Raw genomic sequence first — 24,139 nt, 5'->3', positions numbered from 1 at the left:
TTGCTCCTTTTTATTTCGTCTTTTTCCCTTACTTCTCTCAAACCAGGTTTTTTATTTTCTTTTATGGTAAGTATAATACAGTACAGCCAAAAATCAATCCTCTTTTTGTAAAAAATATAATATCACGCTGATAGGTTAAGGTCAAAGCACATTTGATGTAACCGTTCATCGTTTGATGCCGTTGTTACTGTTCACAGGCAAACCTGTAAACAGTAAGGAACAGTCAACATTTTATTACATTTTTTAGACAAATTATGACATTAACCGAACTTGCATTTTTTGAAAAAAGGTGTATTATAATAACAACTACAATCCACGAATCACAGGAGGCAGACTATGGACTCTATTGTAAAGAAATTATCTGAAATAGAAGCTGCTGCCGCGGCTGTCGTAGAACACGCAGAAGCGCAGAAAGCAGTCCTGGATGATGAATTCCGGGGGATGCGCCGCAGGTTTGATGATGATCTGGAGGCACAGACGCAGGCCAGAATCAAAAAAATACGGGATGAGCTGGAACGCAATACGGCAGAACTTCTTGCCTGCCAGAGCAGCGCCAATACGGATTCTATCGAGGCTTTGCAGAAAGAATATGAAGAAAAGCACACACTTTATGCCCAGATGATTCTAAAACGGATTACAGAGGTATAGCCTATGGGAAATTTACTAGTATACAGCGGTATCGTGACCAAGATCCGCGCCATGGAGGCCAGGCTGTTAAAGCCGGAGCAGTTTGAAGAGATCGCCAGCCTTCACAGTGTGCCGGAAGTCTGTACCTATTTAAAAGAGAATTCCGCTTACGCGGATATCCTGAAGGAGCTTGACGAAGAGCATCTTCACCGCGGAGATATTGAAAAGGTTCTGATCCGCTCTTTATATCGGGACTATTCAAAGATCTACCGATTCTCCACCATAGAACAAAGAAAGTTTTTAAAATTATATCTAAAGCGATATGAAATCGATCTGATTAACTACTGTTTCCGAATTGTGATTAACCATTATACTGAACCATTTGACCTGAGTTATAAACAATCTTTTTTTGACCGGTATTCACAAATTTCTATAGAAAAGCTGATCACCTCAAGAACAACAGATGAACTCGTAGAGAATTTAAAGGGTACGGAATATTATGAGCCCCTTCATAAACTGCGTGACTCGCAGTCCGTCACCTTATTTGACTACGACCTGGCCCTCGACTTATATTATTTTACGACATTATGGAAGGACAGAAAAAGAGTGCTGAAGAAAAAAGAACTTGAAATCTTCACCAGGGACTGCGGTTCGAAAATAGACCTTCTAAATCTGCAGTGGATCTACAGGGCTAAAAAATATTATGAGATGACGGCTGCCGATATATATTCCCTTTTAATCCCGATCCACTACAAAATCTCCACAGAGCTTATCAAGGAACTTGCTGAAGCCTCTAATATAGAAGAGTTTTATGCGGCAGTCCGCAGGACTTCGTATACACGGCATTATGATTTTGAGCAGAATCTGACGATCGAACAGATGTATTCTGACTGCCTTTATCACCTGTATACTGTGGACAGAAGGCGCAACCCTTATTCTATTGCCACTGTTAATACGTATTTATTCCTGAAAGAAGAAGAGCTTAAAAAGCTGACAACCGCCCTGGAATGTATCCGTTACGGCCTTTCCCCCGGCGAAACGTTAGCGTACGTTGGAGGTAGAACTCAATGATAGTGAAAATGAAATTTGTCAATATTTCCGGTCCAAGAGATGATATTGACCGTATAACCGACCTCTATCTGTCCAGATATGAGATTCAGCTGGAATCCGCACTTTCAGAGCTTAAAACAGTCGATAATCTAAAGCCTTTTGTAGAGATCAACCCTTACCGGGATGCCCTGAACAAGGCCATACAATTTACCGGATATCTTCAGAATGCGGACGAGGTCGAACCAGATGAGTCTCTCAGCCTGCAAGAGATGTTCAAAGTTGTACGCATGGCAAACAGTGACTATATGGAAATGCAGGATAAGAAGGAGAATCTGAAAAGCAGGATTGAGGAACTCCGCAAAAGGCAACAAATCGTTGCTCCATTTAAACCGCTGGACTGCGAACTGGATGAAATACTGCATTATAAATATATCGCCTACCGTTTCGGCCGGATTCCCGCAGAGTACTATCACAAGATGGAAAAGTACCTGCTGGATGACCTGGACGCAATCTTTGTCGAGGGAGAACGGGATGAAAGCCATGTGTATGGCGCCTACTTTGTATCACCCGGAGAAGCCCAGAAAGTTGACGCGGTTTTCCGCTCTCTGCATTTTGAGAAGATGGAACTGCCCGGGGATTTGCAGGGAACCCCCATGGACGAATACCGCATGCTGGTACGGGAAATCTACGACTCCGGGCAGGAGATTGAAGCACTGGACAGGAAAACAGGAGAGATGCTTTCCGCACGCGCTCCTCAGCTGATCGCAGCCAAGAACCGGCTGGAAGAGCTGGCCAATAACTTCGATGTACGGAAAATGGCTGCCCGCATGGAAGATCATAAACAAGATTATTATATCCTGTGCGGCTGGATGGCCGACGACGATGTGGAGATGTTCCTGGAAGAAACCAGATACGACGACAAGATTTTTGTTGTTGTGGAGGACGACCACAGCACTTATTTCGGAGAGCCGCCCACCAAGCTGAAAAATCCCAAAATATTCAAGCCTTTTGAGATGTTTATCCGGATGTACGGACTTCCTTCCCATAATGAGATGGACCCCACCATTATCGTCGGCCTGACCTATTCTCTCATATTTGGCATCATGTTCGGCGATGTGGGACAAGGACTTCTGCTTTTCATTGGAGGCAGTTTGATTTATCACTTTAGAAAGGCGCCTTTAGCCGGTATTATCGCAACGGCCGGCATCTTCTCTACTATTTTTGGATTCATGTTCGGCAGTATCTTCGGATTTGAAGACATCATCCAGCCATTATGGCTGCGGCCGATTGACCATATGACAACGCTTCCGTTTATCGGTAAACTGAATACCGTTTTTATTGTTTCGGTGGCCTTCGGCATGGGGATCATACTGGCGGCCATGATCCTGCATATTGTCAATGCCATACGGTCCCATGACCTGGAAAATATCTGGTTTGACGCGAACGGCCTTGCCGGATTTGTATTTTATCTTTCCGTTGTAATCACGATCGTCCTGTTTATGACAGGGCATAAGACTCCGGGCGCCATTTTTATGGCTGTCATGTTCGGTATTCCGCTGCTGTTGATTTTATTTAAGGAGCCTATTACAAGAAAAATCCAGAAGCGGGCGGATGCAATGGAAGAAAGTGCAGGAATGTTTCTGATTCAGGGATTTTTTGAATTGTTCGAGACCCTTCTCAGCTACTTTTCCAATACGCTCTCCTTTGTCCGCATCGGCGCCTTCGCCGTCAGCCATGCCGCGATTATGGAGGTTGTCCTGATCCTGGCAGGAGCAGAAAACGGATCGCCCAACTGGGTGGTCATCGTTCTGGGCAACTTGTTTGTATGCGGCTTTGAGGGACTCATTGTCGGGATTCAGGTACTGCGTTTGGAATACTACGAGATGTTCAGCCGTTTTTACAAGGGAAGCGGAAGAGCTTTTGATCCTTATACGAATAAATCAAATAAAACCAAAAAGAAGTAGGGAGGACTATCACTATGACATTAGCAACAAAAATCGTTTTTATCGCAGCTTTAATTTTAAGTATCATCATCCCATTTGGCTATTACTTAATCGGACAGAAGAACAAAAAGCGTTTTAAAAGGACGATTGGCGTAAATGCATTCTTTTTCTTTGGTGCGTTTGCCATCGCATCCATCATGATGCTTGGCGGAGAAGTGAATGCGGCTGAGACAACTGCCGCTGCGGCTTCTACGGCGACAGGACTTGGCTATCTCGCAGCCGCTCTGGTTACCGGTTTATCCTGTATCGGCGGAGGTATTGCCGTAGCAAGCGCTGCAAGTGCAGCCCTCGGTGCAATCAGCGAAGACTCCAGCGTGCTTGGTAAGTCCCTTATTTTCGTAGGTCTTGCAGAAGGTGTATGTCTTTACGGATTAATCATCTCCTTCATGATCCTCGGTAAACTTTGATATGAAGATGTTTCTAATCAGTGATAATGTCGATACCTATACAGGAATGCGCCTTGCAGGCGTGGACGGAGTAGTCGTCCACGAGCGCGGGGAACTCCAGGAGGCCTTGCAGAAGGTCCTTAAGGATGAGACAGTGGGGATCGTTCTGCTGACGGAAAAGTTTGGAAGAGAGTTTCCGGACATGATCGATGAATTCCGTCTGGAAAGGAAGATGCCCCTGCTGATTGAAATTCCTGACAGGCACGGAACCGGCCGTAAAAAAGACTTTATTACATCCTATATTACCGAGGCCATTGGGCTGAAACTGTAGATCAACTTAAAACAAGCAGAGATATGAATTATAGAAGGAGGTACCCCTCTTGACTTTGGAAGAAAAAATCGCACACCTGCGGTCCGCCTCTATGAAAGAAGCAAGGGCTGAGGGAAACGCTATCATAGATTCCTACCGTGAAGCGCTGGAGCAGGTATTTGAAGATCATAAAAAAGAGGCGCTTGGCCAGTCCGAGACCCGCATCAAGGCTGAAACCGTCAATGCCAGACAGCAGCTGAACCAGGCCATGGCCAGATCACAGCTGGAACTAAAGCGCATGCTGGGAAAGGTCCAGCAGGATCTGAAAGATAAGATCTTTGCTGAGACAGTTGCTTTAGTTCACGATTATATGAAGACAGAAGCTTACGAAGATTACCTGATCCAATGTATCCGCAATGCCGTTCATTTTGCCGCAGGGGAAGCTATGGTTATCTATATCAACCCTTCCGACGAGGCCCGGCGCTCCGATCTGGAGGATGCTCTGGGCACCCGGCTTACGGTAAGTGCGGAGGATTTTATGGGCGGAATACGGGCAGTCATCAGAGGCCGTAATATTCTGATCGACAATTCATTTAAGACGGCTCTTCGGAATGAGTATGATAAGTTTGTCTTTTTAGGAGGTGACGGCATTGCTTAATACTGGAACTATATATGGAATTAACGGCCCCGTCATTTATCTGAAAGGCAATACCGGTTTCCGCATGTCGGAAATGGTATACGTGGGCAGGGAAAAGCTGGTCGGAGAGGTCATCTCTCTGGACAAGGACCTGACCACCGTGCAGGTCTATGAGGAGACATCGGGACTCTGCCCGGGGGAAGAGGTGATCGCAAGCGGCAGTGCGGTTTCCGTCACTCTGGCTCCCGGGATACTAAACAATATATTCGACGGAATTGAGCGCCCCCTGGAGAAGATTGCTGAGAACAGCGGCGCATTTATCACCCGCGGTGTGAGCGTGGATTCGCTGGACCGCAGCAAAAAATGGCCGGCCCGCATCGTCGTCTCTAAGGGGGATTACCTCCATGCCGGAGATATTATAGCGGAGGTCCCGGAAACCCATGCCATCTTGCATAAATGCATGGTTCCCCCCAATATGGAAGGAACCGTAACTGATACCGCAGAAGACGGCGAGTACACGATCGATGAACCCCTGGTGACTCTGGAGCTATCCGATGGAACACTCAGGAAACTGACCATGACACAGCACTGGCCGATCCGCACGGCCCGTCCCACTCATCACCGATTTCCTGCATCCACGCCCCTGATCACGGGCCAGCGTATTATCGATACCATGTTTCCGATCGCCAAGGGCGGCACCGCTGCCGTTCCCGGCGGTTTCGGTACAGGCAAGACGATGACGCAGCATCAGATTGCAAAATGGTCCGACGCAGATATTATCATCTACATCGGCTGCGGGGAGCGCGGCAACGAGATGACCCAGGTCCTGGAAGAATTCGGGGAACTGACCGACCCCAGGACCGGCAATCCGCTGATGGACAGAACCACGCTGATTGCAAATACCTCCAACATGCCTGTTGCTGCCCGTGAGGCCAGTATATATACCGGGCTGACACTGGCGGAATATTACCGGGATATGGGCTACGATGTGGCAATCATGGCAGACTCCACCTCCCGCTGGGCAGAGGCTCTCAGAGAGCTCTCCGGCCGTCTGGAAGAGATGCCTGCAGAGGAAGGATTCCCTGCGTATCTTGCATCCAGGCTTTCCGCCTTCTATGAGCGGGCGGGCATGATGCACAATTTAAATGGAACCGACGGGTCTGTAACCATCATCGGTGCGGTCTCCCCACAGGGCGGTGATTTCTCCGAGCCGGTTACACAGAATACCAAAAGGTTTGTCCGCTGTTTCTGGGGTCTGGATAAGAGCCTGGCCTATGCACGACATTTTCCGGCTATCCACTGGCTGACCAGCTACAGCGAATATCTCGGGGATCTGGCTCCCTGGTATCAGGATCATGTCTCTCCAAAGTTTGTAGACTACCGTAACCGCCTGATGGCTCTCCTGAACCAGGAGAGCAGCCTTCTGGAGATTGTCAAACTGATCGGAAGCGATGTGCTGCCCGATGACCAGAAACTGGTTCTGGAAATCGCCCGCGTGATCCGGCTTGGTTTTCTGCAGCAGAATGCATTTCACAAGGATGATACCTGCGTATCCATGGAGAAACAATTCCTGATGATGGACATTATTTTATATCTTTATAAACAATCCCGTTCACTCGTAACCATGGGGCATCCAATGTCTGTATTGAAGTCAGAGAATATTTTCGATAAAATCATTGCAATTAAATATGATGTACCTAACGACCAGCTGGAAATGTTCGCACAGTACAGACGTGATATCGATGCTTTCTATCAGCGTGTGCTGGAGAAAAATGCTTAAAAGGGGGAATAATCTCATGTCAATAGAATATTTGGGACTCAGCAGTATCAATGGCCCTCTGATAGCACTGGAGGGCGTTCAGGACGCCTTTTTTGATGAAATTGTAGAATTTGTTGTAGACGGCTCAGAACGCAAAATCGGACGTATTGTGGAGATATATGAGGACAAGGCAGTCATTCAGGTTTTCGAGGGTTCCGAAAATATGTCCCTCAAGAATACACATACCCGCCTTACCGGGCACCCCATGGAAATTGCCCTGTCCCCGGATATGCTGGGACGCACCTTCAACGGTATCGGGCAGCCCGTAGATGACCTGGGGCCCATTGTATCCACATTAAAGCGGGATGTAAACGGCCTCCCGCTGAATCCGGTCATGCGGGAATACCCGAGAAACTATATCCACACCGGAATCTCCGCAATTGACGGCCTGACCACACTGATCCGCGGACAGAAGCTCCCGATCTTCTCGGGAAACGGGCTCCCCCACGACCAGCTGGCGGCCCAGATTGTAAAACAGGCTTCTCTGGGGGATGATACCGATGAACAATTTGCCATCGTATTTGCCGCCATGGGCGTCAAACACGACGTAGCCGACTTCTTCCGCCGTACCTTTGAAGAAAGCGGCGTTGCTGACCACGTAGCCATGTTTCTGAACCTCGCAAACGATCCGGTTGTGGAGCGTCTGATCACGCCAAAAGTTGCGCTCACCGCCGCCGAATACCTGGCGTTCGAGCAGAACATGCATATCCTGGTCATCCTGACCGATATGACCTCCTTTGCCGAGGCCATGCGTGAAGTCTCCTCCTCCAAAGGGGAGATCCCCAGCCGTAAAGGGTTCCCCGGATACCTCTACAGCGAACTTGCCACCATCTACGAGCGCGCCGGCATCGTACAGGGCGTAAACGGCTCCGTAACCCAGCTCCCGATTCTGACCATGCCAAATGATGACATCACTCATCCCATCCCCGACCTGACAGGATATATCACGGAAGGCCAGATCGTACTGGAGAGAGAGCTGCACGGCCAGTCCATCTATCCGCCCATCAACATCCTGCCCTCCCTGTCCCGTCTGATGAAAGACGGCATCGGCGAGGGCTACACCAGAGAAGACCACCAGGATCTGGCGAACCAGCTCTTCTCCGCCTACGCCAAAGTAGGAGACGCCAGAAACCTGGCTTCCGTCATCGGCGAGGATGAGCTGTCGCCGACCGATAAAAAGTATCTGGAGTTCGGAAAAGCATTTGAAGAGCGGTACATCGGTCAGGGACCGAACGAGAACCGCAGCATGGAAGAGACACTCGACCTTGGCTGGGAACTGCTCAGACTGCTGCCAAGAGAAGAACTGGACCGTATCGACACGAAGATTCTCGACAAATACTATTAGGGGTCTGACCCCAATGAGCTCCATATTCAGAATATTCTGACTAATCAAGTGTTAAAAGGAGGAACTGCATGGATCCACGTACCTTCCCCACCAAAGGAAATCTCATGCTGGCAAAGAATTCTCTGGCTCTTGCAAGACAGGGATACGACCTGATGGATAAAAAAAGGAATATCCTTATCCGTGAACTGATGAATCTGATTGATGAGGCCCGAGGTATACAAGATGAGATCGACACCACGTTCACTTATGCATACCAGTGTCTGCAGAGAGCCAATATTGAGCATGGGATCAGCATGGTATCGCAGCTTGCCTATACTGTGCCTATTGAGAACTCCATCACAATACAAACCCGCAGTATTATGGGAACTGAGATCCCCCATGTAAAATATGTACCTGGAAATAATGCTCCTACGTATTCTTTCAGTACAACCAAAGAATCCATCGACCTGGCTACCGAGGCCTTCCGCAAGGTTAAAGACCTGACCGTAAAGCTTTCTATGGTAGAAAATGCGGCCTACCGCCTAGCGGCTAATATTAAGAAGACTCAGAAACGGGCAAATGCGCTGCAGAATATCACGATTCCTATGTATTCTAAGCTTGTATATAGTATTACGAATGCACTGGAAGAGAAGGAGCGTGAGGATTTCACCCGGCTGAAGGTTATCAAGCGGATGAAACAGAAAAAAGGAGCCTGACTGTTGTCAGCGCTCCTTTTTTACCTAATATGCGCCAAAACTTACCCTCCTTTAATTCCCCTCAGGTGTATCCTGCTTGTGAACTAAATGGCATAAGCGTCTGTGGCCCGATCTCTCCATAAAATGACATCCAATTTAAAATTCCCAACCTTTTTTCGCATGAACCCGGTATCTGCCTCTCCCTCTGACGTTTGAGGTTAACTGTTTTTTCCACTGATATGGGCTTATCCCAATAATCTGCTTAAAATTTCTGTTAAAAGTAGACATCGTCTGATATCCTGTCCGGACAGCCACCTGCTCCATCTGGCAGTCTTCTTTTTTCATCAAGTCACATGCAGCTTGTACACGAATAAGATTAATATACTCCACAGGCGTCATATTCATGTCCGTTTGAAAAAGCCTCCGGAAATGCGTTTCACTTAAATGACAGCATTCTGCCAGATCCCCTATCATAATCTCCTCAGTATAATGCTTGCTTATATACTCTAAGGCAGATATAATCTTGCTCCTCTCTGCAGAACCGGAAGACTGCACACCTGCTTCCTTTATGCGTAATATTAGAAAGATGATATTCATTAATGCACATCGGATAGAATCTTTCGAGTAGATCCCCCCCTGGCTTGCGAGCTCGAAAACCATTAATACCAGATTTCCCAGATAAGGTTCCTCACTTATAGAAAGTACATATGCATCTGTTGTAATGCTCGTCCGTAACTTTTCCCCTTTATACAGATTGCTGCTGAATGCCTCTAATATAAGCTCCTCTGCATCAAAATACAGAAATCCCCAATGGCTCCTGATATCACTGTTAGTTGAATGCGGATAATTTTGCGGAATAAAGGTAAATGTCCCTTCTTTATAATCATGGTACTGTTTGTTTAATACCACCTGGCCCTTACCGTTATGGCAATATCCTATCTCTACCATATTATGAAAATGAAGTTCTTTATTTCCTTTGCTGTAATCGCGGTTCCAGCTGTTCCCCGTCAATGTCAGAACCGGCTCCTGATCAGGCTTTTCATAAAACCGGAATTCAATACATTCCCTTTTACTCCCACCCATCACAATTCTCCTCCAAAAGTATTATCACATTATCTTCTTAATTCATCAGCCTTCCATATAAAAGAGGTACCGCACAATAACTATTTTCAGCCATGTTCGGTACCAAATTTTATATATTTAACTTTAAAATTCAAATACCGCAACCCCATATCCCGGCAGCGGATATGCAAAAGAATACTTCCTTCCGTCACATTCCTGTTTCTCAGCCTTATAAACCAAAGGTCTCTCCTCACCGCTTCCGCCGTACTCCTTATCATCACCGTTCAATACAAGCTTATACTGTTTCCGTCTCGGAACGCCAACCCGGTAATCCGGCCTGTCAACCGGCGTAAAATTGCATACAAACAACAGATTCTTTTTATTGTCCTTTGAATGCCTAACAAAACTGAAAATACTACGGAACGTATCATCCTTGTTGATCCATTCGAACCCTTCCGGATCCGCATCCAGCTCATAAAGCGCTTTGTTCTTCCTATATAAATGAAGCAGGTCGCGGTAGAATCTCTGTATCTGCTGATGCGGCTCCTCGGAAAGCAAAAACCAGTCCAGTTCCCGTTCTTCGCTCCACTCCCTAAGCTGAGCAAAGTCCTGTCCCATAAAGAGCAGCTTTTTCCCCGGATGCCCGATCATAAACGCATATGCTGCCTTCAGATTTGCAAACTTATCAAAGCCTTCCCCCGGCATCTTATTCAGCATGGAGCACTTTAAATGCACCACCTCATCATGCGAAAGCACCAGTATATAGTTCTCACTGTAAGCATACTCCATAGAAAATGACATCTGATAGTGTGCATTCTTCCTAAACAGCGGATCCAGCTTCATATACTCTGTAAAATCATGCATCCAGCCCATATTCCACTTCAGGCTGAATCCCAGCCCGTCATCCTCGGGAGAACCTGTCACTTTCGGCCATGCGGTCGATTCCTCTGCAATCATCATCGCACCCTGGTTCCTGCCCAGAACAACGGAATTCAAATGCTTGAAGAATGCGATTGCTTCCAGATTCTGATTGCCGCCGTACTTATTGGCTACCCACTGTCCGTCCTGCTTGCCGTAATCCAGATAAAGCATAGACGCCACCGCGTCTACTCTCAAACCGTCCACATGATAATGCTCGATCCAGAACAGCGCATTGGCAATCAGGAAATTCTGAACCTCCGGTTTGCCATAATCGAAAATCTTAGTGCCCCAGTCCGGATGCTCTCCCTTTTTAGGATCCGCATACTCAAAGACAGGCGTGCCGTCAAAATCAGCCAGCCCATGTGCATCCTTCGGGAAATGTGCAGGTACCCAGTCCAGGATAACCCCGATCTTATTCCGGTGCAGATAATTAATCATATAAGCAAAATCTTCCGGCGTACCATACCTGCATGTAGGCGCGTAATATCCGGTCACCTGGTATCCCCAAGAGCCGTCAAAAGGATGTTCTGCCATCCCCATAAGCTCTACATGGGTGTACCCCATCTCTTTCACATACTTCACAATGGCTTTGGCAAAATCTCTATAGGTGTAAAACCCTTCGTCTTCCCTGCCCGGATGTCTCATCCAGGAACCCAGGTGCACCTCATAAATAGCCAGTGGATTTTGCCTGCTGTCCCAGTCCTTCCTTGCTTCCATCCATTCGCCGTCCGTCCATGACAAATGCGAAATGTCTGTAATTCTGGAAGCCGTCCCCGGACGCATCTCCGCATAATTGGCAAATGGATCTGCCTTGAAGAGCCGTTTTCCCTGGATAGTCTCTATACAGAACTTATATAAATCCCCGTCCTGAACCCCGGGAATAAAACAGGTATAGATTCCCTCGGGTTCCTGTCGTTCCATATAATTCTCTTCAAAGTCCCATTCGTTGAAGTCACCCACTACAGACACACGCCTTGCATTCGGCGCCCATACCGCAAAGTAAACTCCTTCTTTTCCCCTCACTGTCACCTTGTGGGCACCAAGCTTTTTATAGATCTCATAATGTGTCCCCTGGCCGAACAGATACTGGTCTAATTCCCCAATTTCATAAGGCTTCACTTTCTTTTGTACGGTTTTATTCTTTCCCATAAGCCCACCTCACTGCTCGTATTTTATATGTTCAATTATACTTGATATGACCGGAAAAGGAAAGAGAAATCCTTCTCTGCAAGTCACAGAGTTCTGATACAGAATGTTCCAAAAATATTTACCGTCCGGAAATAAAACAGACAGACTCGGCAGAATCTGTCTGTTTTTCACTATTATATATTAAAATCCTTTTCTGACAAGATAATCCTGTCAGCATCATCCGTATTTTTGCCAAATACTCGTTTTACCAGCTTCTTAGCAGATGCCTTCTGAGAATGCTCCATAGCCTCATCCATGACTTCCTTAACTTCAGCTACTGTAACTGCATGATCCTCTCTCTGAAGTGCATCAATCCTGCTGTATAGTGCAAGAATTCCCATCTCATCGATTCGGTATCCGTTCTCCTGGGCATACGTCTGGCCGAATGTTACAAGCTCATCGTTAATGAAAATCGGCACTTCCAGACGGCTTGTAAACTTCCTGCGGAACTCCCTGTTAGAAGAAAGCAGTCTGTCCAGAGGCTTTCTCTGTTCCTCCAGAACCACCATCATCTCTCCCGTATCTCTTTCCATCGCCTTATTCAGCCTTGCCACGGTCTTTTCATTCAGCTTCCCAGCCTTCTCAATGATCAGAGCTCCGCCGTACAATTTTTCAAAAATATCACTGATCTTCTTCTTATTCAAAGAATCGCCCGTAACGATTGCAACCTTACCCTGTCTGATGTTTCTTTGCTTCTGGATTGCTTTTACAACGTCCACAGCCAGAACTGTTTTTCCATTCCCTTTATTTCCAATAATGAGAAGGTTGCCCGTTTTGGAAGTTCCATTGCGGTTTGAACAGTTATGATCCTGTTCAAGTACATCCACAAGCTGCTCACTCATGCCGCGTACCGGAACAAAATAGGAGAATAACTTTTTCTGCTCCTCGGTAAGTCCGGCCCTTGTCCCGATCCCGCTCTGTGTCTCCAGATCATATCTTCCATGGACGACAAATCCCGTGTCTGACATAGAAAGGGCATCGGATATCTCATTGAGCGGAAGCGGCGCAGTCTTGCCTGTAGCAATCATCTTAGCGGTCTCTTTCCGGCTCAGCGGGGTCGTTGCAGACATAATATCAATACCGTCATCATCGTCTGGAATCTCCCTGTCGTCAAATCCCTCCGCATGCTCCGGATTCGGGCGGAACTCTTCTTCCAGCCCAGCCGCTATATCTTCTATATCATCAGAAGGCTCCTCTGCATCGTATTCTGCCAGTTCCTCCTCATACTCATCATAGTAATCCTGATCATACTCTTCTTCATATGATTCTGTCCCGGCATCCTCGTAGTCTTCCTCATATGTTTCACCGTCATCAAACTCATCTTCAGAATAATCTTCTTCGTACTCCTCTTCAAATTCATCCTGTCCGTCATATCCGTCGTCATATTCATCATCATAGAGTTCATCGGCTTCTTCATATTCTGCCGTAAATTCCTCTTCTTCGTCTTGATAGGATTCCTCTGCATCATCGTACTCTTCTTCATAAGAGTCTTCATACTCGCCGGCATAGTCATCCTCATATGCCTCTTGTTCTGTCCTTGGAGCAAACTCATCAACTTCCTCTGGAAGATCGTCAATAAAGCCTTCCATATCTTCCTCCAGATCGTCTGAAGCATCCAGGAACTCTGCAATATCGTCGATACGGAGCTGCTGCGTAATTGCTCCCATATTCTCACGTGGTTCGTCAGCCCGTCCCGCCGTTCTTCTCACCGGCTGAGGCTCCTCAGGCAGCACCCCCTCAATCTCATCTATCAGTCTCTGAATATCCGGCGGCAGTATCGGTTCCGCATTTTTCTTCTTTTCTTCCATCTTGTCCTCTTCTGCCGGTTCCTTCTGCTCATCATGTCCCATACCCATCAATATATCTTCGATGCTGAGCTGGCCTTCAACCTGATCGTCATTCACCGGCTTTTTATTCTCCTGCTTAATATTATCTGCTTTTGCTGCTTCTTCTATTCTCTCAGATTCTTCTACATCTGGCTCCTCCTGAAGTTCAACTTCTTTTTCTGTGAACGGTTCGTCCTCCGGGAATTCTTCCTCTGCATCCTCCAATATGTCTTCCTCTGAGAATTCTTCTTCTATACTATACGGGTGTTCCTCGACCGGCAGATCATCCGTAGAATCTTCCCCTATTTCATCCTCGTTAAACTCCTCTTCTAAACCATACGCAGACTCTTCTTCCGGCAGATCCCCCGTGAAATCTTCCAGTAATTCGTCCTCGGTAAATTCCTCTTCTAAACCATAATTGGACTCTTCCTCCAGCAGTTCTTCCCCGGAATCTTCCAGTAATTCGTTCCCGGTAATCTCTTCTGCTAAGTCATATGCCGGCACTTCTTCCGGCAGCGCTTCCACTGGCTCTTCCTGTAACTCTTCTACTGCGTGTTCTTCCACTGGCTCTTCTTCAAGCAGTTCCTCATAAGAGTCCTCCGACAGCTCCGCTGCCTGCTCTACCACTGGTTCCTCTTCAAACAGTTCTTCTTCTGAATCTTCCAGCAGTTCTTCCTCCAACGGCTCTTCCTCTGTATCCTCTAACGCCTCTTCATCCCATGGTTCTTCTGCAGAATCCACATCCTCTTCCAAAGGCTCCTCATCCCAAAGCTCCGCTTCTGCCGATTCCAGAACTTCTTCCAGTAAATCGCCGTCAATACCTTCCGTCTCTGCTGTCTCTTCTAAGAGTCCCGCTTCCGCCGCCCCCTGAGCTTCCTCAGAGAATACCTCGCTGATAATTTCCTCTGCCGCTTCCTGCAGTTCTTCATCCGCAGCTTCGATTGCCGCAGTCTCTTCCTGAGACGGATCTTCCTCTATATCATCGGAGAGTTCTTCCTCCAGAGGTTCCGCTTTCAATTCTTCCAAATCTTTGTCAAAGTGAATCTCTCTTTTACGCTTCACTGCATATTCATTTACAAGTTCCAGATCAATTACTGATTCGATCTCCTCGATTGCCGCCTCAAGCTCAGGCACATCTTCTTCTTCAAGCTCTTCCTCTTCTGGCTCAGGTTCTTCCTTTTTAGGCCGCAAAAGACTCTGCAGAGCATCCTCCAGCTTCATCCTGCTGCCAATTCCTTTTTGCTCCAGTCTCTGCACCGTCTCATCTACCGGAAGGTCATCCGGCTCCTCTTCTGTCTCCGGCATCTCCTCGTGATTCGGCTCCCGCTCTGTTGAATCCTCTTCAGCCGGAACCTCATCGTCATCTGCCGGTTCATACACACCCTCATCTACTTCTGCCGGCGCGTCCGTGTCATCCGCCTCATCACCGTCCAGCTCGTCTGACGTCAGAGCTGCCTTCCTCGCCTGATATTCTGTCAGGTCAGGAAGTTCTTCTGTCTCTGATTCAATCTTTTCGTAGCGATGGTCATACTTCTCCTGCTGTGAAGGTGTCAGCTGTTTATACTGCATCTTGAGTTCCATCGCCTTATAAACAAACTTTCCTTCGCTGAACCAGAGAATCAGGTCGTCGCATTCCTCCAGACACTCTGCCGTCATTCCGGCCTCCTGATACAATCTGGCCAGTTCATACGCCCATTCTTCAATGTACTCTGCCTTCTTAAACTCCTCGAGAGCCTCAATCTGCTGCTCGACCGGAGCCCTTCTGGCTCTTAATATCTTGTATCTCAAAATATGCTGGTTGGGATCCTTCGGCGCAACCTGCATAAAATCATCATAATAGTCAATGGCTTCATCCACATTTCCCGTTTTAAGTGCCAGAGCGCATAAACGATAGATAACCTTCCTGCTGCCTTCTGCACGATGATAAGCAATATTCAGAACCTCATAACTCTTCTGATTGTCCCCGTTCCTCTCATATATGTCACTGACATTCGTCAGCATAGTGGCGTTTCTGACTCTCTTCCAGTCGATGGTATCCGCAATCTCGGCGGCTTTATTATATGCACCGCTTTCCATAAGTTCAAGCATCTGTTCTGTCTTTAACTTATATTCGTACTTATCCACTGCACTCACCTCGTTCATATAATATTATTTATATCTTTTATCCGGCATACGCCCGTTTATACGCACATGTGCAGATAATTCTGTCCTTAGTTTACCATAAGCCCTCCTCAATGTCAAAAAAATGCATCCTCAATTAACATTGAAGATGCATTTTAAGACTTATTTAATTTTCTCATTCTATATATTTTATAAATCGGAGGAATCTCCTGATTTACGTTCCTGTAAGACCTTTACCGCTTTGTTTATTGATGCTTCAGTCTGTTCACTAAGACTGGCTTATTAAACCTCCTGTCCTTCAATATACAAATCGATTATACAACTAGAACCCAATCACTTTCGCTCTTGGTATCGATTCATAATTCTAAAGCATAACCTTAGGTTATTCATCCTATAGCTGTTTGGTTCCCGCAGTATTGTTAACAATATTCCGGCATCCTATTAAGCTATTTCTTCTATAACTATGTACACTTTTTATGAAATGATATCCTGTTAATGTTTCTTTACACATGTCAGGAACTCTGTTATATGTGGTATCTATATTCAATACGTCTGCAAATGGTAAATCGTTGATTTTAATCCAGCTTCAGAACTCTCCGATTAAATCCTTTTCATTCTTCTTTTGTACTGGATTCCTTTATCTTATATCGGTAAAGGTCTCTTCTTCACAGGAACTTCCATTTGCCGTACCACTAACATATTGATTAATAAATGATGTCGAATTGTCCATTGGACCTTTCCTCCTTCATCTGATATTTTAATCTAATGGAACATTTTTATTTATGTCCATTCAGATGATTTCCTTTGAGATATCTTTTTCTTTTTTATTTATCTCTCTTGGATTAGTTAGATAATATCATACAAGCTCATCTTTGTCAACACACTTTATTCTTTTTTTATAAATTAATCAATAATTGTGTTAATTCCACATATTTATCAGATTATTTTGGAAATCAGAATTTTTTAGAATTGGGTATGGGGCGCTGTGCGGATTATCTATTTCCCGACAGCGCCCCATTTTCGGACTCAATCTAAACAACTTTTAGCGGTATCATCTCTTATTCACATTTTGTAAAGTACATGGAAATTCCCTGTCCTCCGCCAATACACATACTGATCATCGCATCTTTCTTATCTGTATGCATCAATTCATACATCACCTTTACAGTCAGCATTGTACCGGTCGCGCCAATCGGGTGGCCGATGGAGATACCGCCGCCATAAATATTTACTTTTTCAGGATCCAGTCCGAGATCTCTGCTTACTGCGTATGCCTGGCTCGCAAATGCCTCATTAATTTCAAACATATCGATGGATTTCAGATCCAGACCTAATTTTTCCGCCAGCTTCTCACTGGAGAACTTCGGTGAATATCCCATCAGTTCTGCATCAAACCCTGCAATTGCATAACCTCCGATTTTTAACTTCGGAGATACTCCAAGTTCTTCTGCTTTTTCTTTTGACATAACGACAACTGCCGCCGCACCATCATTCAAGGTGGAAGAGTTTGCAGCTGTTACCGTACCGCCTTTTACAAAGCAAGGCCGAAGCTTTGCAAGTTTTTCCATACTCTGCCCATCTCTCGGTCCTTCGTCTGTATCAAATATTGTTACATTTCCTTTACGGTCTTTTAACTCTACCGGAAGAATCTCATCCTTGAACTTTCCTGCTTTGATTGCCGCACAGGCTCTCTGATGGCTCTGTACTGCAAACGCATCCTGTTCTTCTCTTGTTACGTGATATTTTTCAGCAACATTTTCTGCTGTTACACCATTATGATTTCCGTCAAGCGGCCATGTCAGGATATCAATCACACCATCTTCAAACACTTTGTGTCCCATTCTTGCTCCCCAGCGGGCATCCTTTACATAATACGGAAGCTGAGAAATATTTTCAGAACCACCTGCCACTACAACTTCTGCCTGACCTGTCTGGATTTCCATCACAGCCTCTGCAATGGACTGCAATCCGGAACCACACTGACGGTTTACAGAATATGCAGTTGTCTCTTTTGGCATTCCTGCTTTCAAACTGATTGCCCTTGCAGCAAATCCATTCTCTGCAACCTCCCCAACCTGCCCTATGATTACTTCATCTACGACCGCCGGATCAATCCCCGCACGATCCACTGCTTCTTTTACTACCATCGCACCCATGTCAATTGCTGAAATATCTTTTAAACTGCCGCCATAACTTCCAACCGGAAGTCTAACGCCGCTGACTACTACTACTTCTTTCATCACTGTCTCTCCTCTCACCCAGCAAAGGGGTCTGACCCCTTTGCCCTTCGTTTTCTGAATTTTCTGAAATCTTATTCGTATTTATAGAATCCCTGTCCGGATTTTCTTCCAAGATGTCCTGCTTTTACCATAGTCTCAAGCAATGGACATGGTCTGTACTTGCTGTCATGGAAACCGTTGTACAGTCCTGTCATCGTTGCAAGCATAACATCCACACCTACAAAGTCTGTCAGCTCCAATGGTCCCATGGGGAAATTGCATCCCAGTTTCATTGCGTTATCGACATCTTCCGGTTTGCAGCCTTCCATTACCATGAATGCTGCCTCATTCTGCATCGGTACAAGTACGCGGTTTACGATAAATCCCGGATATTCCGGTGCATCTACCACTGTCTTTTTAATCGTAATTGCAAATTCTTTTACTTTATGGTAAGTCTCATCTGCAGTTGCAATTCCGCGAATCAGCTCTACCAGTTTCATAACCGGAGCCGGATAGAAAAAATGTACCCCCATTACTTTATCTGGTCTGTTTGTTGCTGCTGCGATTTCTGAAATACTTAATCCTGACGTGTTGGACACTATCAGAGTCTCCGGATCAGCCAGTTTATCCAGCTGCTCAAATACGGATTTTTTCAGATCGATTTTCTCCGGAACTGCTTCGATAATCAGATCTGCGCCTTTTACATCCTCCATATTACTGCTGTATGTCAGTCTTTCAAGTACTTCGGCTTTCTCTGCTTCTGTAATTTTTCCTTTGGCAATTTTCTTTACAAATATTTTCTCTATGTTCTCCTTTGCCTTTTCAATCGCTGGTTTAAACACATCAATATTCTTCACTTCATATCCGGCCTGCGCACATGTCTGTGCGATACCGCTTCCCATAAGTCCTGCACCAATTACTGCAATTTTCATTCCCAATTACCTCCCAATTTAGTCAATTCGTTTTCCCTTTATTTTCAAGGATTTTTCTTTTAACCTTAGTCCAAACGGACCATCCTGGATGAATAATCTCTCATCCATCAGCTTCAGCTTTGGGCTGACAAGCGGCTGAAAATCCATCATATCCAGCACCTGTGTCTGTAAATCTATTCCCGGCGCGATTTCTATCAGTTCCACGCCCTCTTTACAGAGACAAAATACTGCACGTTCTGTTACGATCGTAACTTCCTGGCCTTTTTCTCTGGCCATCGGTCCGTTGAAAGACAACTGTGCAACCTGTTTTACCATCTTGCGGATTTTTCCTTCCTGTAAAATGGTCAGCCTGCCGTCAGCAAACTGATATTTTGCTCCGCTCGCCGTAAATGTTCCGAGAAATACTACTTTCTTCGCATTCTGCGTAATATCAATGAATCCGCCTGCACCTGTACATCTCGATCCCATCTTGGTCGAATTGACACTGCCGTCCTCTCCAAGTTCTCCAAGCCCCATGTATGTAATATCGACACCGGCTCCGTTGTAATAATCCATCTGCTCATGATGTCCGATCATTGCATACAGGTTCTGACCGATCCCAAAATCAATCCCTCCGGCCTGGACTCCTCCGTAGATTCCTGACTCTACGGTAATCATAATATCATCGGAAACCCCTTCTTCATTGCACACTTTTCCGACCATATCATTTGGAATTCCTGTTCCAAGATTCACGACTGCACCATCATATAATTCCTGCGTTCCTCTTCGGGCAATGAATTTCCGTTCATTAAACGGCGCCGGAGGAATATTGCCCTGCGGTACCCGTACCTGTCCGCAGTACGACGGATCAAAATACCAGGAAGAGGTCTGCCGGTGGTCTTCCCGGGGGTTCTCACAGACAACAATATCATCAATAAATACTCCCGGGACCGTCACATCCTTCGGATTGATAGTACCTGTCTGTACAACCTGTTTGACCTGTGCGATCACGATTCCGCCGTACCTTTTGGCAGCCAGAACCGCCGGAAGCACTTCCAGTTTCATAGCCTCTTCGGTGGTTGTCAGATTTCCCATCTCATCACAAACCGTACCCCGGATTACGCATACATCAATCGGTATCTGTTTGTAAAACATGTACTCTTCACCATCATATTCGATGATATCTACAATATCTTTCAGCGGCTTTGTCCGCTCATTCATCTTTCCGCCTTCCACACGTGGATCAATAAATGTTCCCAGTCCGACTTTTGACATTTTTCCCGGCAGGCCACATGCCATGCTCCGGTATAGCTGTGCAATCTGGCCCTGCGGCAGACAGTACGCCTCAACCTGGCTGTTTGCAATCATGTCCATCCAACGCGGCTGCAAGCCCCAGTGAGAACCGATGATTTTGGTTACCATACCTTCGTGTGCCAGATGTTGAATTCCGTCTTTGCGGTCACTCTGCCCACAAGAGTGAAGCAACGTCAGATTTGACGGATGTCCTGTATCCAGATAGCTTTTTTCCAGTTCCTTTAAAATAGATTCGCTGGCACTTACCAGTGTCATCGCAATCGTACAGACAGTATTGCCGTCCTTTATCTTAGCAGCCGCTTCCTTCGCACTCACAAAATTTGCTTTCAGCATAACTTCTTTCCTCTCTCTTTCATCTCATTTCGCCGCAAACCCTCTTCTTACGAAATTCTGTCCGCATCAGCAAACATCGTTTTGATTGTTTTTTTATCTGTCTTAAGTCCCGGTGTCTTCGGAACTACATCTGCAAATAAAATCTGCTCCGGTATCTTAAACTTTGCCAAACGGCTCTTCAAATCCGCCTTCAGTTCCTCTGCTGTCATCTGCACGCCGCTCTCAAGAACAATCAATGCCGCAGCCACTTCTCCGTACTTTTTACTCGGAATCCCTACCACTGCTGCATCTTTAACCCCCTCGACCGCAACAAGTTCATCTTCCACATCTGTACACCAGATTTTCTCTCCGCCCCGGTTTATCATGTCCTTTTTCCGGTCTACGATAAAAACATACGAGTCCTCGTTGATATATCCCATATCTCCGGTATTGAGCCATCCGTCTTCCGTAATCAGCGGGGTTTTCAGATGATAGTAATATTCACAAATATTTGCACCTTTTAAATATACGACTCCAACCGTACCGTCCGGCACTTCCCGGCCATCGTCATCCAATATTTTCAGCATCAGCCCCGGGACCGGTTTCCCCTCTGACCCAGGATACAGACTTGTGGCAGCATCATACGGAAATACCGTTCCCGGTGAAGAAGTTTCCGTCATTCCATAAACGTTGCAAAATTTCATCAGCGGCATCCAGCGGTGCAGCTTCTTCATCGTTTCCACCGGCATATAACTGCTGCCGCATGCCAGTGTCCGGATACCCGGAAGCTCAGGGAATTCCTCTCTGTAATCCAACAGCTGTCCGAATACGGTCGGTGAGCCGTGCATAAATGTTATTCCATCCCTCTTTACACCTTCAAGAATCCGCTTTGCATCGTACCGCTTATACAGATAGATTGTTCCGCCGATATAGACAAACAGCCCAAGCAGCGCCACCAAGCCTGTGATATGATAAATCGGTACGGGAATGATTGTTTTATCCTCCGGTCCAAGTTCCAGCAGCTTCTGGTAGATCATCACCGCATGATTGACATTATAATTTTTTAAAATAACGCCTTTACTTGCAGAAGTCGTCCCTGACGTAAACATCAGGATAAATTCATCATTCAATTCACCACAACCCGGCTCCGCACACATCATCTCTGAGATATTTCCTTTTGCGACTGCCTCTGCAAAACCATATCCCTCCTCCTCATCTGCCGTTACCTCTACGAAGATTCCGGCTTCACTGTAAGACCGAACCCATCCGTAATCCTCACTCGCCAGAATTCCCTGCAGATCCGCTTTTTCAATCAAAGAGCGCACTTCCGGTTCCCGGTATTTTGTCGGAAACGGCACCGCAACGGCCCCCAGTTTACATAATGCATAAAAGGATGTTGCAAATTCAATTCCATTATTTAAAAGCAGTCCCACATGACTTCCTTTTTCCAAATGACGCACATATTTCAGATATGCCGCCATGGAATCCACCATGTGAAGAAATTCCTGATAACTGTAACAGCGCCCCCAGTTATCGCAAAGGCCTGTTTTTTCAGAAAATTTTTCTGCCGTATCTTTCAGCATCTCGTAAAAACTTTTCTTCATCTTCGGAAAAGTATAAACGGTCCGGTCTCCGACAGTCAGGTCACCCATCTCCTTCTGAAACCACATATTCCATACATCTTTTCCATTTAACATGATTACACCTCTTTTTTTCTGAAGCCGAATCGTTTATTTTTCTCAGCTTCAAGCACCTCTCCGGCAAGCGCCAGATACATATGCTCTATTTCTGATTCACTGAAAACATCTGCTTTCTTCTCATGTATCTCTTTCATTGTCTGATACACTTGTTTTCTGTGAATGACCGCAACCAAATCTGGTATTTTCCCGTCTTTCCATGTCAATGTACTCGCATCAGGAAACACGACGATCGGATGAATCGTAAGTTCTTTTTTATTTAGTTTCCGAATAATCTGCGATTGGAAATATTGTATCTCATCCATAGGATTACGCATCATTTTGATTTCTACTTTGGCTTTTTTGCCTTTCTTTTCTTTTTCAACTGCCTGATATTTAAAATCCCCCCGGACTGACGCTTCAATTTGGCCGGTCTGATTCTTAATATCCAATACATACATTCCGCTGGTCAGCAAGATGATAACGTAAGCCTGCGGGGTCTTTTCCCCTTTCGCAGCGGCAAGCTGATAAAAAATCCTGTGCCTGCCGAACCGCGAATCAAGGTAATAGCTTTCCGACAGTTTTGTCAGGCTTTTCTTCCTCATTGCATATTCCAGGTAATTAGAATAAATCTCTTTATAGATACTCCGGCGAAAAAGATACCATCCGCTTCCGCCTTTAAAAACCGCAATCATTCCCACTGCCAGGAGCAGCCCCGGAAGTAATTCCAACCAAACATCCTGTCCCATAGTCCACCTCGTATACATTCCCCGCCGATTGTCGGAAAGAATGTATTTCTTTTTTCAATCCATCAGTCTAACTCCGGCCCTTCATACTTGTCGAAATCATAGCGGCCGCTGGAACCGATCACTCTCATGTAACTCTTAATAAAATCTTTCATTGCTTCCTGTGCCGCAATACAAAGATCCATATAATCGATTTCCGGATTCGCCTCCAGAGCCTTTGCTGTTGCGATTCTCGCATGCTTAAACAAGTCTGTACATACATTGATCTTATTGATTCCATATGCTACTGCTTTTCTGATATTCTCTTCTCCGGCACCGGAACCGCCATGAAGCACAAGCGGCATCTGCAGTGTCTCTTTTAATAATTTCAAACGGTCAAAATCCAGTTTTGGGACAAATCCTTTGGGGTAACTTCCGTGAGCCGTTCCGATCGCCACTGCAAGGCAGTCGCATTCCGTTTTCTCTGCAAATTCCTTAGCCTGGCGTGGATCTGTGTACAAGTCCGCCTTTTCGTTATCTGCCTCTTTTGCCATTCCTACATGTCCTAATTCTGCCTCACAGGACAGTCCCATACCGTGTGCAAGAGAAGCTACCAGCTGTGTTCTTCTGACATTTTCTTCAAAATCATAACTGGAAGAATCAATCATCACACTTGAAAATCCATATTTCATGGCCGCTGTTATATCTTCAAGGTCAGCGCCGTGATCCAGATTGAATGCAACCGGAACTGATACTTTTTCTGCCATTCCTTTTATCATCGGGGCAAGAATATCCCCATGTCCGTGGGCTTTCATCTGACGGGGGGAAATGTTGATAATTACCGCAGATTTTTCTTCTTCTGCCGACTGGATAATCGCCTTCGCCTGTTCCATATTTACACAATTGATTGCCATAACTGCATAATTATTTTGATGTGCATGCCAGAGCATATCCTTCATTGATACATACATATTATTATTCTCCTTATATCCCGGGCTGCCGTACATACTTTT

General features: G+C 45.9%; 18 protein-coding genes. 9 read left to right on the top strand and 9 right to left on the bottom strand.

Annotation, left to right across the window (positions count from 1 at the left end):
- The first annotated feature begins 336 nt into the window (after window positions 1–336).
- The 9 genes from BN1938_RS04170 to BN1938_RS04130 all read left to right on the top strand — a co-directional run bounded on the left by BN1938_RS04170 (window position 337) and on the right by BN1938_RS04130 (window position 8,872).
- Window positions 337–648 (top strand): hypothetical protein, encoded by a 312-nt coding sequence (locus BN1938_RS04170; RefSeq protein WP_050639390.1) that lies wholly within the window; start codon window positions 337–339, stop codon window positions 646–648.
- A gap of 3 nt (window positions 649–651) precedes the next feature.
- Window positions 652–1,698: a V0D/AC39 family V-type ATPase subunit gene (locus BN1938_RS04165; RefSeq protein WP_050639389.1), complete on the top strand. Its 1,047-nt coding sequence runs from the start codon at window positions 652–654 to the stop codon at window positions 1,696–1,698.
- Window positions 1,695–3,641 carry a V-type ATP synthase subunit I gene (locus tag BN1938_RS04160; protein WP_050639388.1) on the top strand — a complete coding sequence of 649 codons (1,947 nt, stop codon included), beginning with the start codon at window positions 1,695–1,697 and terminating at the stop codon, window positions 3,639–3,641. Before BN1938_RS04165 ends, BN1938_RS04160 begins: the two co-directional genes overlap by 4 nt.
- Before the next feature lie 14 nt (window positions 3,642–3,655).
- The gene (locus BN1938_RS04155; RefSeq protein ID WP_050639387.1) at window positions 3,656–4,087 is read left to right on the top strand and encodes an ATP synthase subunit C; all 432 of its coding nucleotides are present in this window, start codon (window positions 3,656–3,658) and stop codon (window positions 4,085–4,087) included.
- A gap of 1 nt (window position 4,088) precedes the next feature.
- Complete coding sequence (locus tag BN1938_RS04150) at window positions 4,089–4,397, top strand: V-type ATP synthase subunit F (protein WP_025654113.1); 309 nt, start codon at window positions 4,089–4,091, stop codon at window positions 4,395–4,397.
- A gap of 49 nt (window positions 4,398–4,446) precedes the next feature.
- Window positions 4,447–5,034: a V-type ATP synthase subunit E gene (locus BN1938_RS04145; protein ID WP_242843802.1), complete on the top strand. Its 588-nt coding sequence runs from the start codon at window positions 4,447–4,449 to the stop codon at window positions 5,032–5,034.
- Window positions 5,027–6,793: a V-type ATP synthase subunit A gene (locus tag BN1938_RS04140; protein WP_050639386.1), complete on the top strand. Its 1,767-nt coding sequence runs from the start codon at window positions 5,027–5,029 to the stop codon at window positions 6,791–6,793. The genes BN1938_RS04145 and BN1938_RS04140 overlap by 8 nt, the downstream gene beginning before the upstream one ends.
- A 16-nt stretch (window positions 6,794–6,809) precedes the next feature.
- Window positions 6,810–8,177, top strand: a complete 1,368-nt coding sequence (locus BN1938_RS04135) for a V-type ATP synthase subunit B (protein ID WP_050639385.1) — start codon at window positions 6,810–6,812, stop codon at window positions 8,175–8,177.
- A gap of 68 nt (window positions 8,178–8,245) precedes the next feature.
- Window positions 8,246–8,872, top strand: a complete 627-nt coding sequence (locus tag BN1938_RS04130) for a V-type ATP synthase subunit D (protein ID WP_025654109.1) — start codon at window positions 8,246–8,248, stop codon at window positions 8,870–8,872.
- 135 nt (window positions 8,873–9,007) lie between these two features.
- On the opposite strand, the gene BN1938_RS04125 is transcribed toward BN1938_RS04130, so the two are convergent.
- The 9 genes from BN1938_RS04125 to BN1938_RS04085 all read right to left on the bottom strand — a co-directional run bounded on the left by BN1938_RS04125 (window position 9,008) and on the right by BN1938_RS04085 (window position 24,097).
- A complete protein-coding gene (locus BN1938_RS04125) occupies window positions 9,008–9,934 on the bottom strand; it encodes a helix-turn-helix domain-containing protein (protein WP_050639384.1) in 927 nt (308 codons plus the stop codon).
- Window positions 9,935–10,057: 123 nt separating this feature from the next.
- Window positions 10,058–11,983 carry a 1,4-alpha-glucan branching protein GlgB gene (glgB, locus tag BN1938_RS04120; protein ID WP_050639383.1) on the bottom strand — a complete coding sequence of 642 codons (1,926 nt, stop codon included), beginning with the start codon at window positions 11,981–11,983 and terminating at the stop codon, window positions 10,058–10,060.
- Between the two features lie 173 nt (window positions 11,984–12,156).
- On the bottom strand, window positions 12,157–15,972 hold the full coding sequence (locus BN1938_RS04115) for a hypothetical protein (protein ID WP_242843801.1): 3,816 nt from the start codon (window positions 15,970–15,972) through the stop codon (window positions 12,157–12,159).
- A 1,055-nt stretch (window positions 15,973–17,027) separates the two neighbouring features.
- Complete coding sequence (locus tag BN1938_RS04110; RefSeq protein ID WP_050639382.1) at window positions 17,028–18,209, bottom strand: thiolase family protein; 1,182 nt, start codon at window positions 18,207–18,209, stop codon at window positions 17,028–17,030.
- A gap of 71 nt (window positions 18,210–18,280) precedes the next feature.
- Window positions 18,281–19,120 carry a 3-hydroxyacyl-CoA dehydrogenase family protein gene (locus tag BN1938_RS04105; RefSeq protein WP_082202780.1) on the bottom strand — a complete coding sequence of 280 codons (840 nt, stop codon included), beginning with the start codon at window positions 19,118–19,120 and terminating at the stop codon, window positions 18,281–18,283.
- Window positions 19,121–19,138: 18 nt separating this feature from the next.
- Window positions 19,139–20,746, bottom strand: coding sequence for an acyl CoA:acetate/3-ketoacid CoA transferase (locus BN1938_RS04100; RefSeq protein ID WP_050639380.1), 1,608 nt, complete (start codon window positions 20,744–20,746; stop codon window positions 19,139–19,141).
- 47 nt (window positions 20,747–20,793) lie between these two features.
- A complete protein-coding gene (locus BN1938_RS04095) occupies window positions 20,794–22,422 on the bottom strand; it encodes a class I adenylate-forming enzyme family protein (RefSeq protein WP_050639379.1) in 1,629 nt (542 codons plus the stop codon).
- Window positions 22,423–22,424: 2 nt separating this feature from the next.
- Entirely contained in the window at window positions 22,425–23,150 is a 726-nt protein-coding gene (locus tag BN1938_RS04090; RefSeq protein ID WP_050639378.1) for a nuclease-related domain-containing protein, read from the bottom strand.
- A gap of 62 nt (window positions 23,151–23,212) precedes the next feature.
- On the bottom strand, window positions 23,213–24,097 hold the full coding sequence (locus BN1938_RS04085; RefSeq protein WP_050639377.1) for a class II fructose-bisphosphate aldolase: 885 nt from the start codon (window positions 24,095–24,097) through the stop codon (window positions 23,213–23,215).
- Window positions 24,098–24,139: the final 42 nt, after the last annotated feature.

The organism is Eubacterium sp. SB2 (assembly GCF_001244405.1).
GTDB classification, from domain to species: Bacteria; Bacillota; Clostridia; order Lachnospirales; family Lachnospiraceae; genus Faecalicatena; species Faecalicatena contortus_B.
Note: the sequence above shows the minus strand (reverse complement) of the source record. Positions and strands in the feature narration are given on the sequence as shown.

Coding starts and splice junctions, on each gene's coding strand:
- BN1938_RS04170 (WP_050639390.1), top strand. CDS start 337: ATGGACTCTATTGTAAAGAAATTATCTGAAATAGAAGCTGCTGCCGCG.
- BN1938_RS04165 (WP_050639389.1), top strand. CDS start 652: ATGGGAAATTTACTAGTATACAGCGGTATCGTGACCAAGATCCGCGCC.
- BN1938_RS04160 (WP_050639388.1), top strand. CDS start 1,695: ATGATAGTGAAAATGAAATTTGTCAATATTTCCGGTCCAAGAGATGAT.
- BN1938_RS04155 (WP_050639387.1), top strand. CDS start 3,656: ATGACATTAGCAACAAAAATCGTTTTTATCGCAGCTTTAATTTTAAGT.
- BN1938_RS04150 (WP_025654113.1), top strand. CDS start 4,089: ATGAAGATGTTTCTAATCAGTGATAATGTCGATACCTATACAGGAATG.
- BN1938_RS04135 (WP_050639385.1), top strand. CDS start 6,810: ATGTCAATAGAATATTTGGGACTCAGCAGTATCAATGGCCCTCTGATA.
- BN1938_RS04130 (WP_025654109.1), top strand. CDS start 8,246: ATGGATCCACGTACCTTCCCCACCAAAGGAAATCTCATGCTGGCAAAG.
- BN1938_RS04125 (WP_050639384.1), bottom strand. CDS start 9,934: ATGGGTGGGAGTAAAAGGGAATGTATTGAATTCCGGTTTTATGAAAAG.
- glgB (WP_050639383.1), bottom strand. CDS start 11,983: ATGGGAAAGAATAAAACCGTACAAAAGAAAGTGAAGCCTTATGAAATT.
- BN1938_RS04110 (WP_050639382.1), bottom strand. CDS start 18,209: ATGAAAGAAGTAGTAGTAGTCAGCGGCGTTAGACTTCCGGTTGGAAGT.
- BN1938_RS04105 (WP_082202780.1), bottom strand. CDS start 19,120: ATGAAAATTGCAGTAATTGGTGCAGGACTTATGGGAAGCGGTATCGCA.
- BN1938_RS04100 (WP_050639380.1), bottom strand. CDS start 20,746: ATGCTGAAAGCAAATTTTGTGAGTGCGAAGGAAGCGGCTGCTAAGATA.
- BN1938_RS04095 (WP_050639379.1), bottom strand. CDS start 22,422: ATGTTAAATGGAAAAGATGTATGGAATATGTGGTTTCAGAAGGAGATG.
- BN1938_RS04090 (WP_050639378.1), bottom strand. CDS start 23,150: ATGGGACAGGATGTTTGGTTGGAATTACTTCCGGGGCTGCTCCTGGCA.
- BN1938_RS04085 (WP_050639377.1), bottom strand. CDS start 24,097: ATGTATGTATCAATGAAGGATATGCTCTGGCATGCACATCAAAATAAT.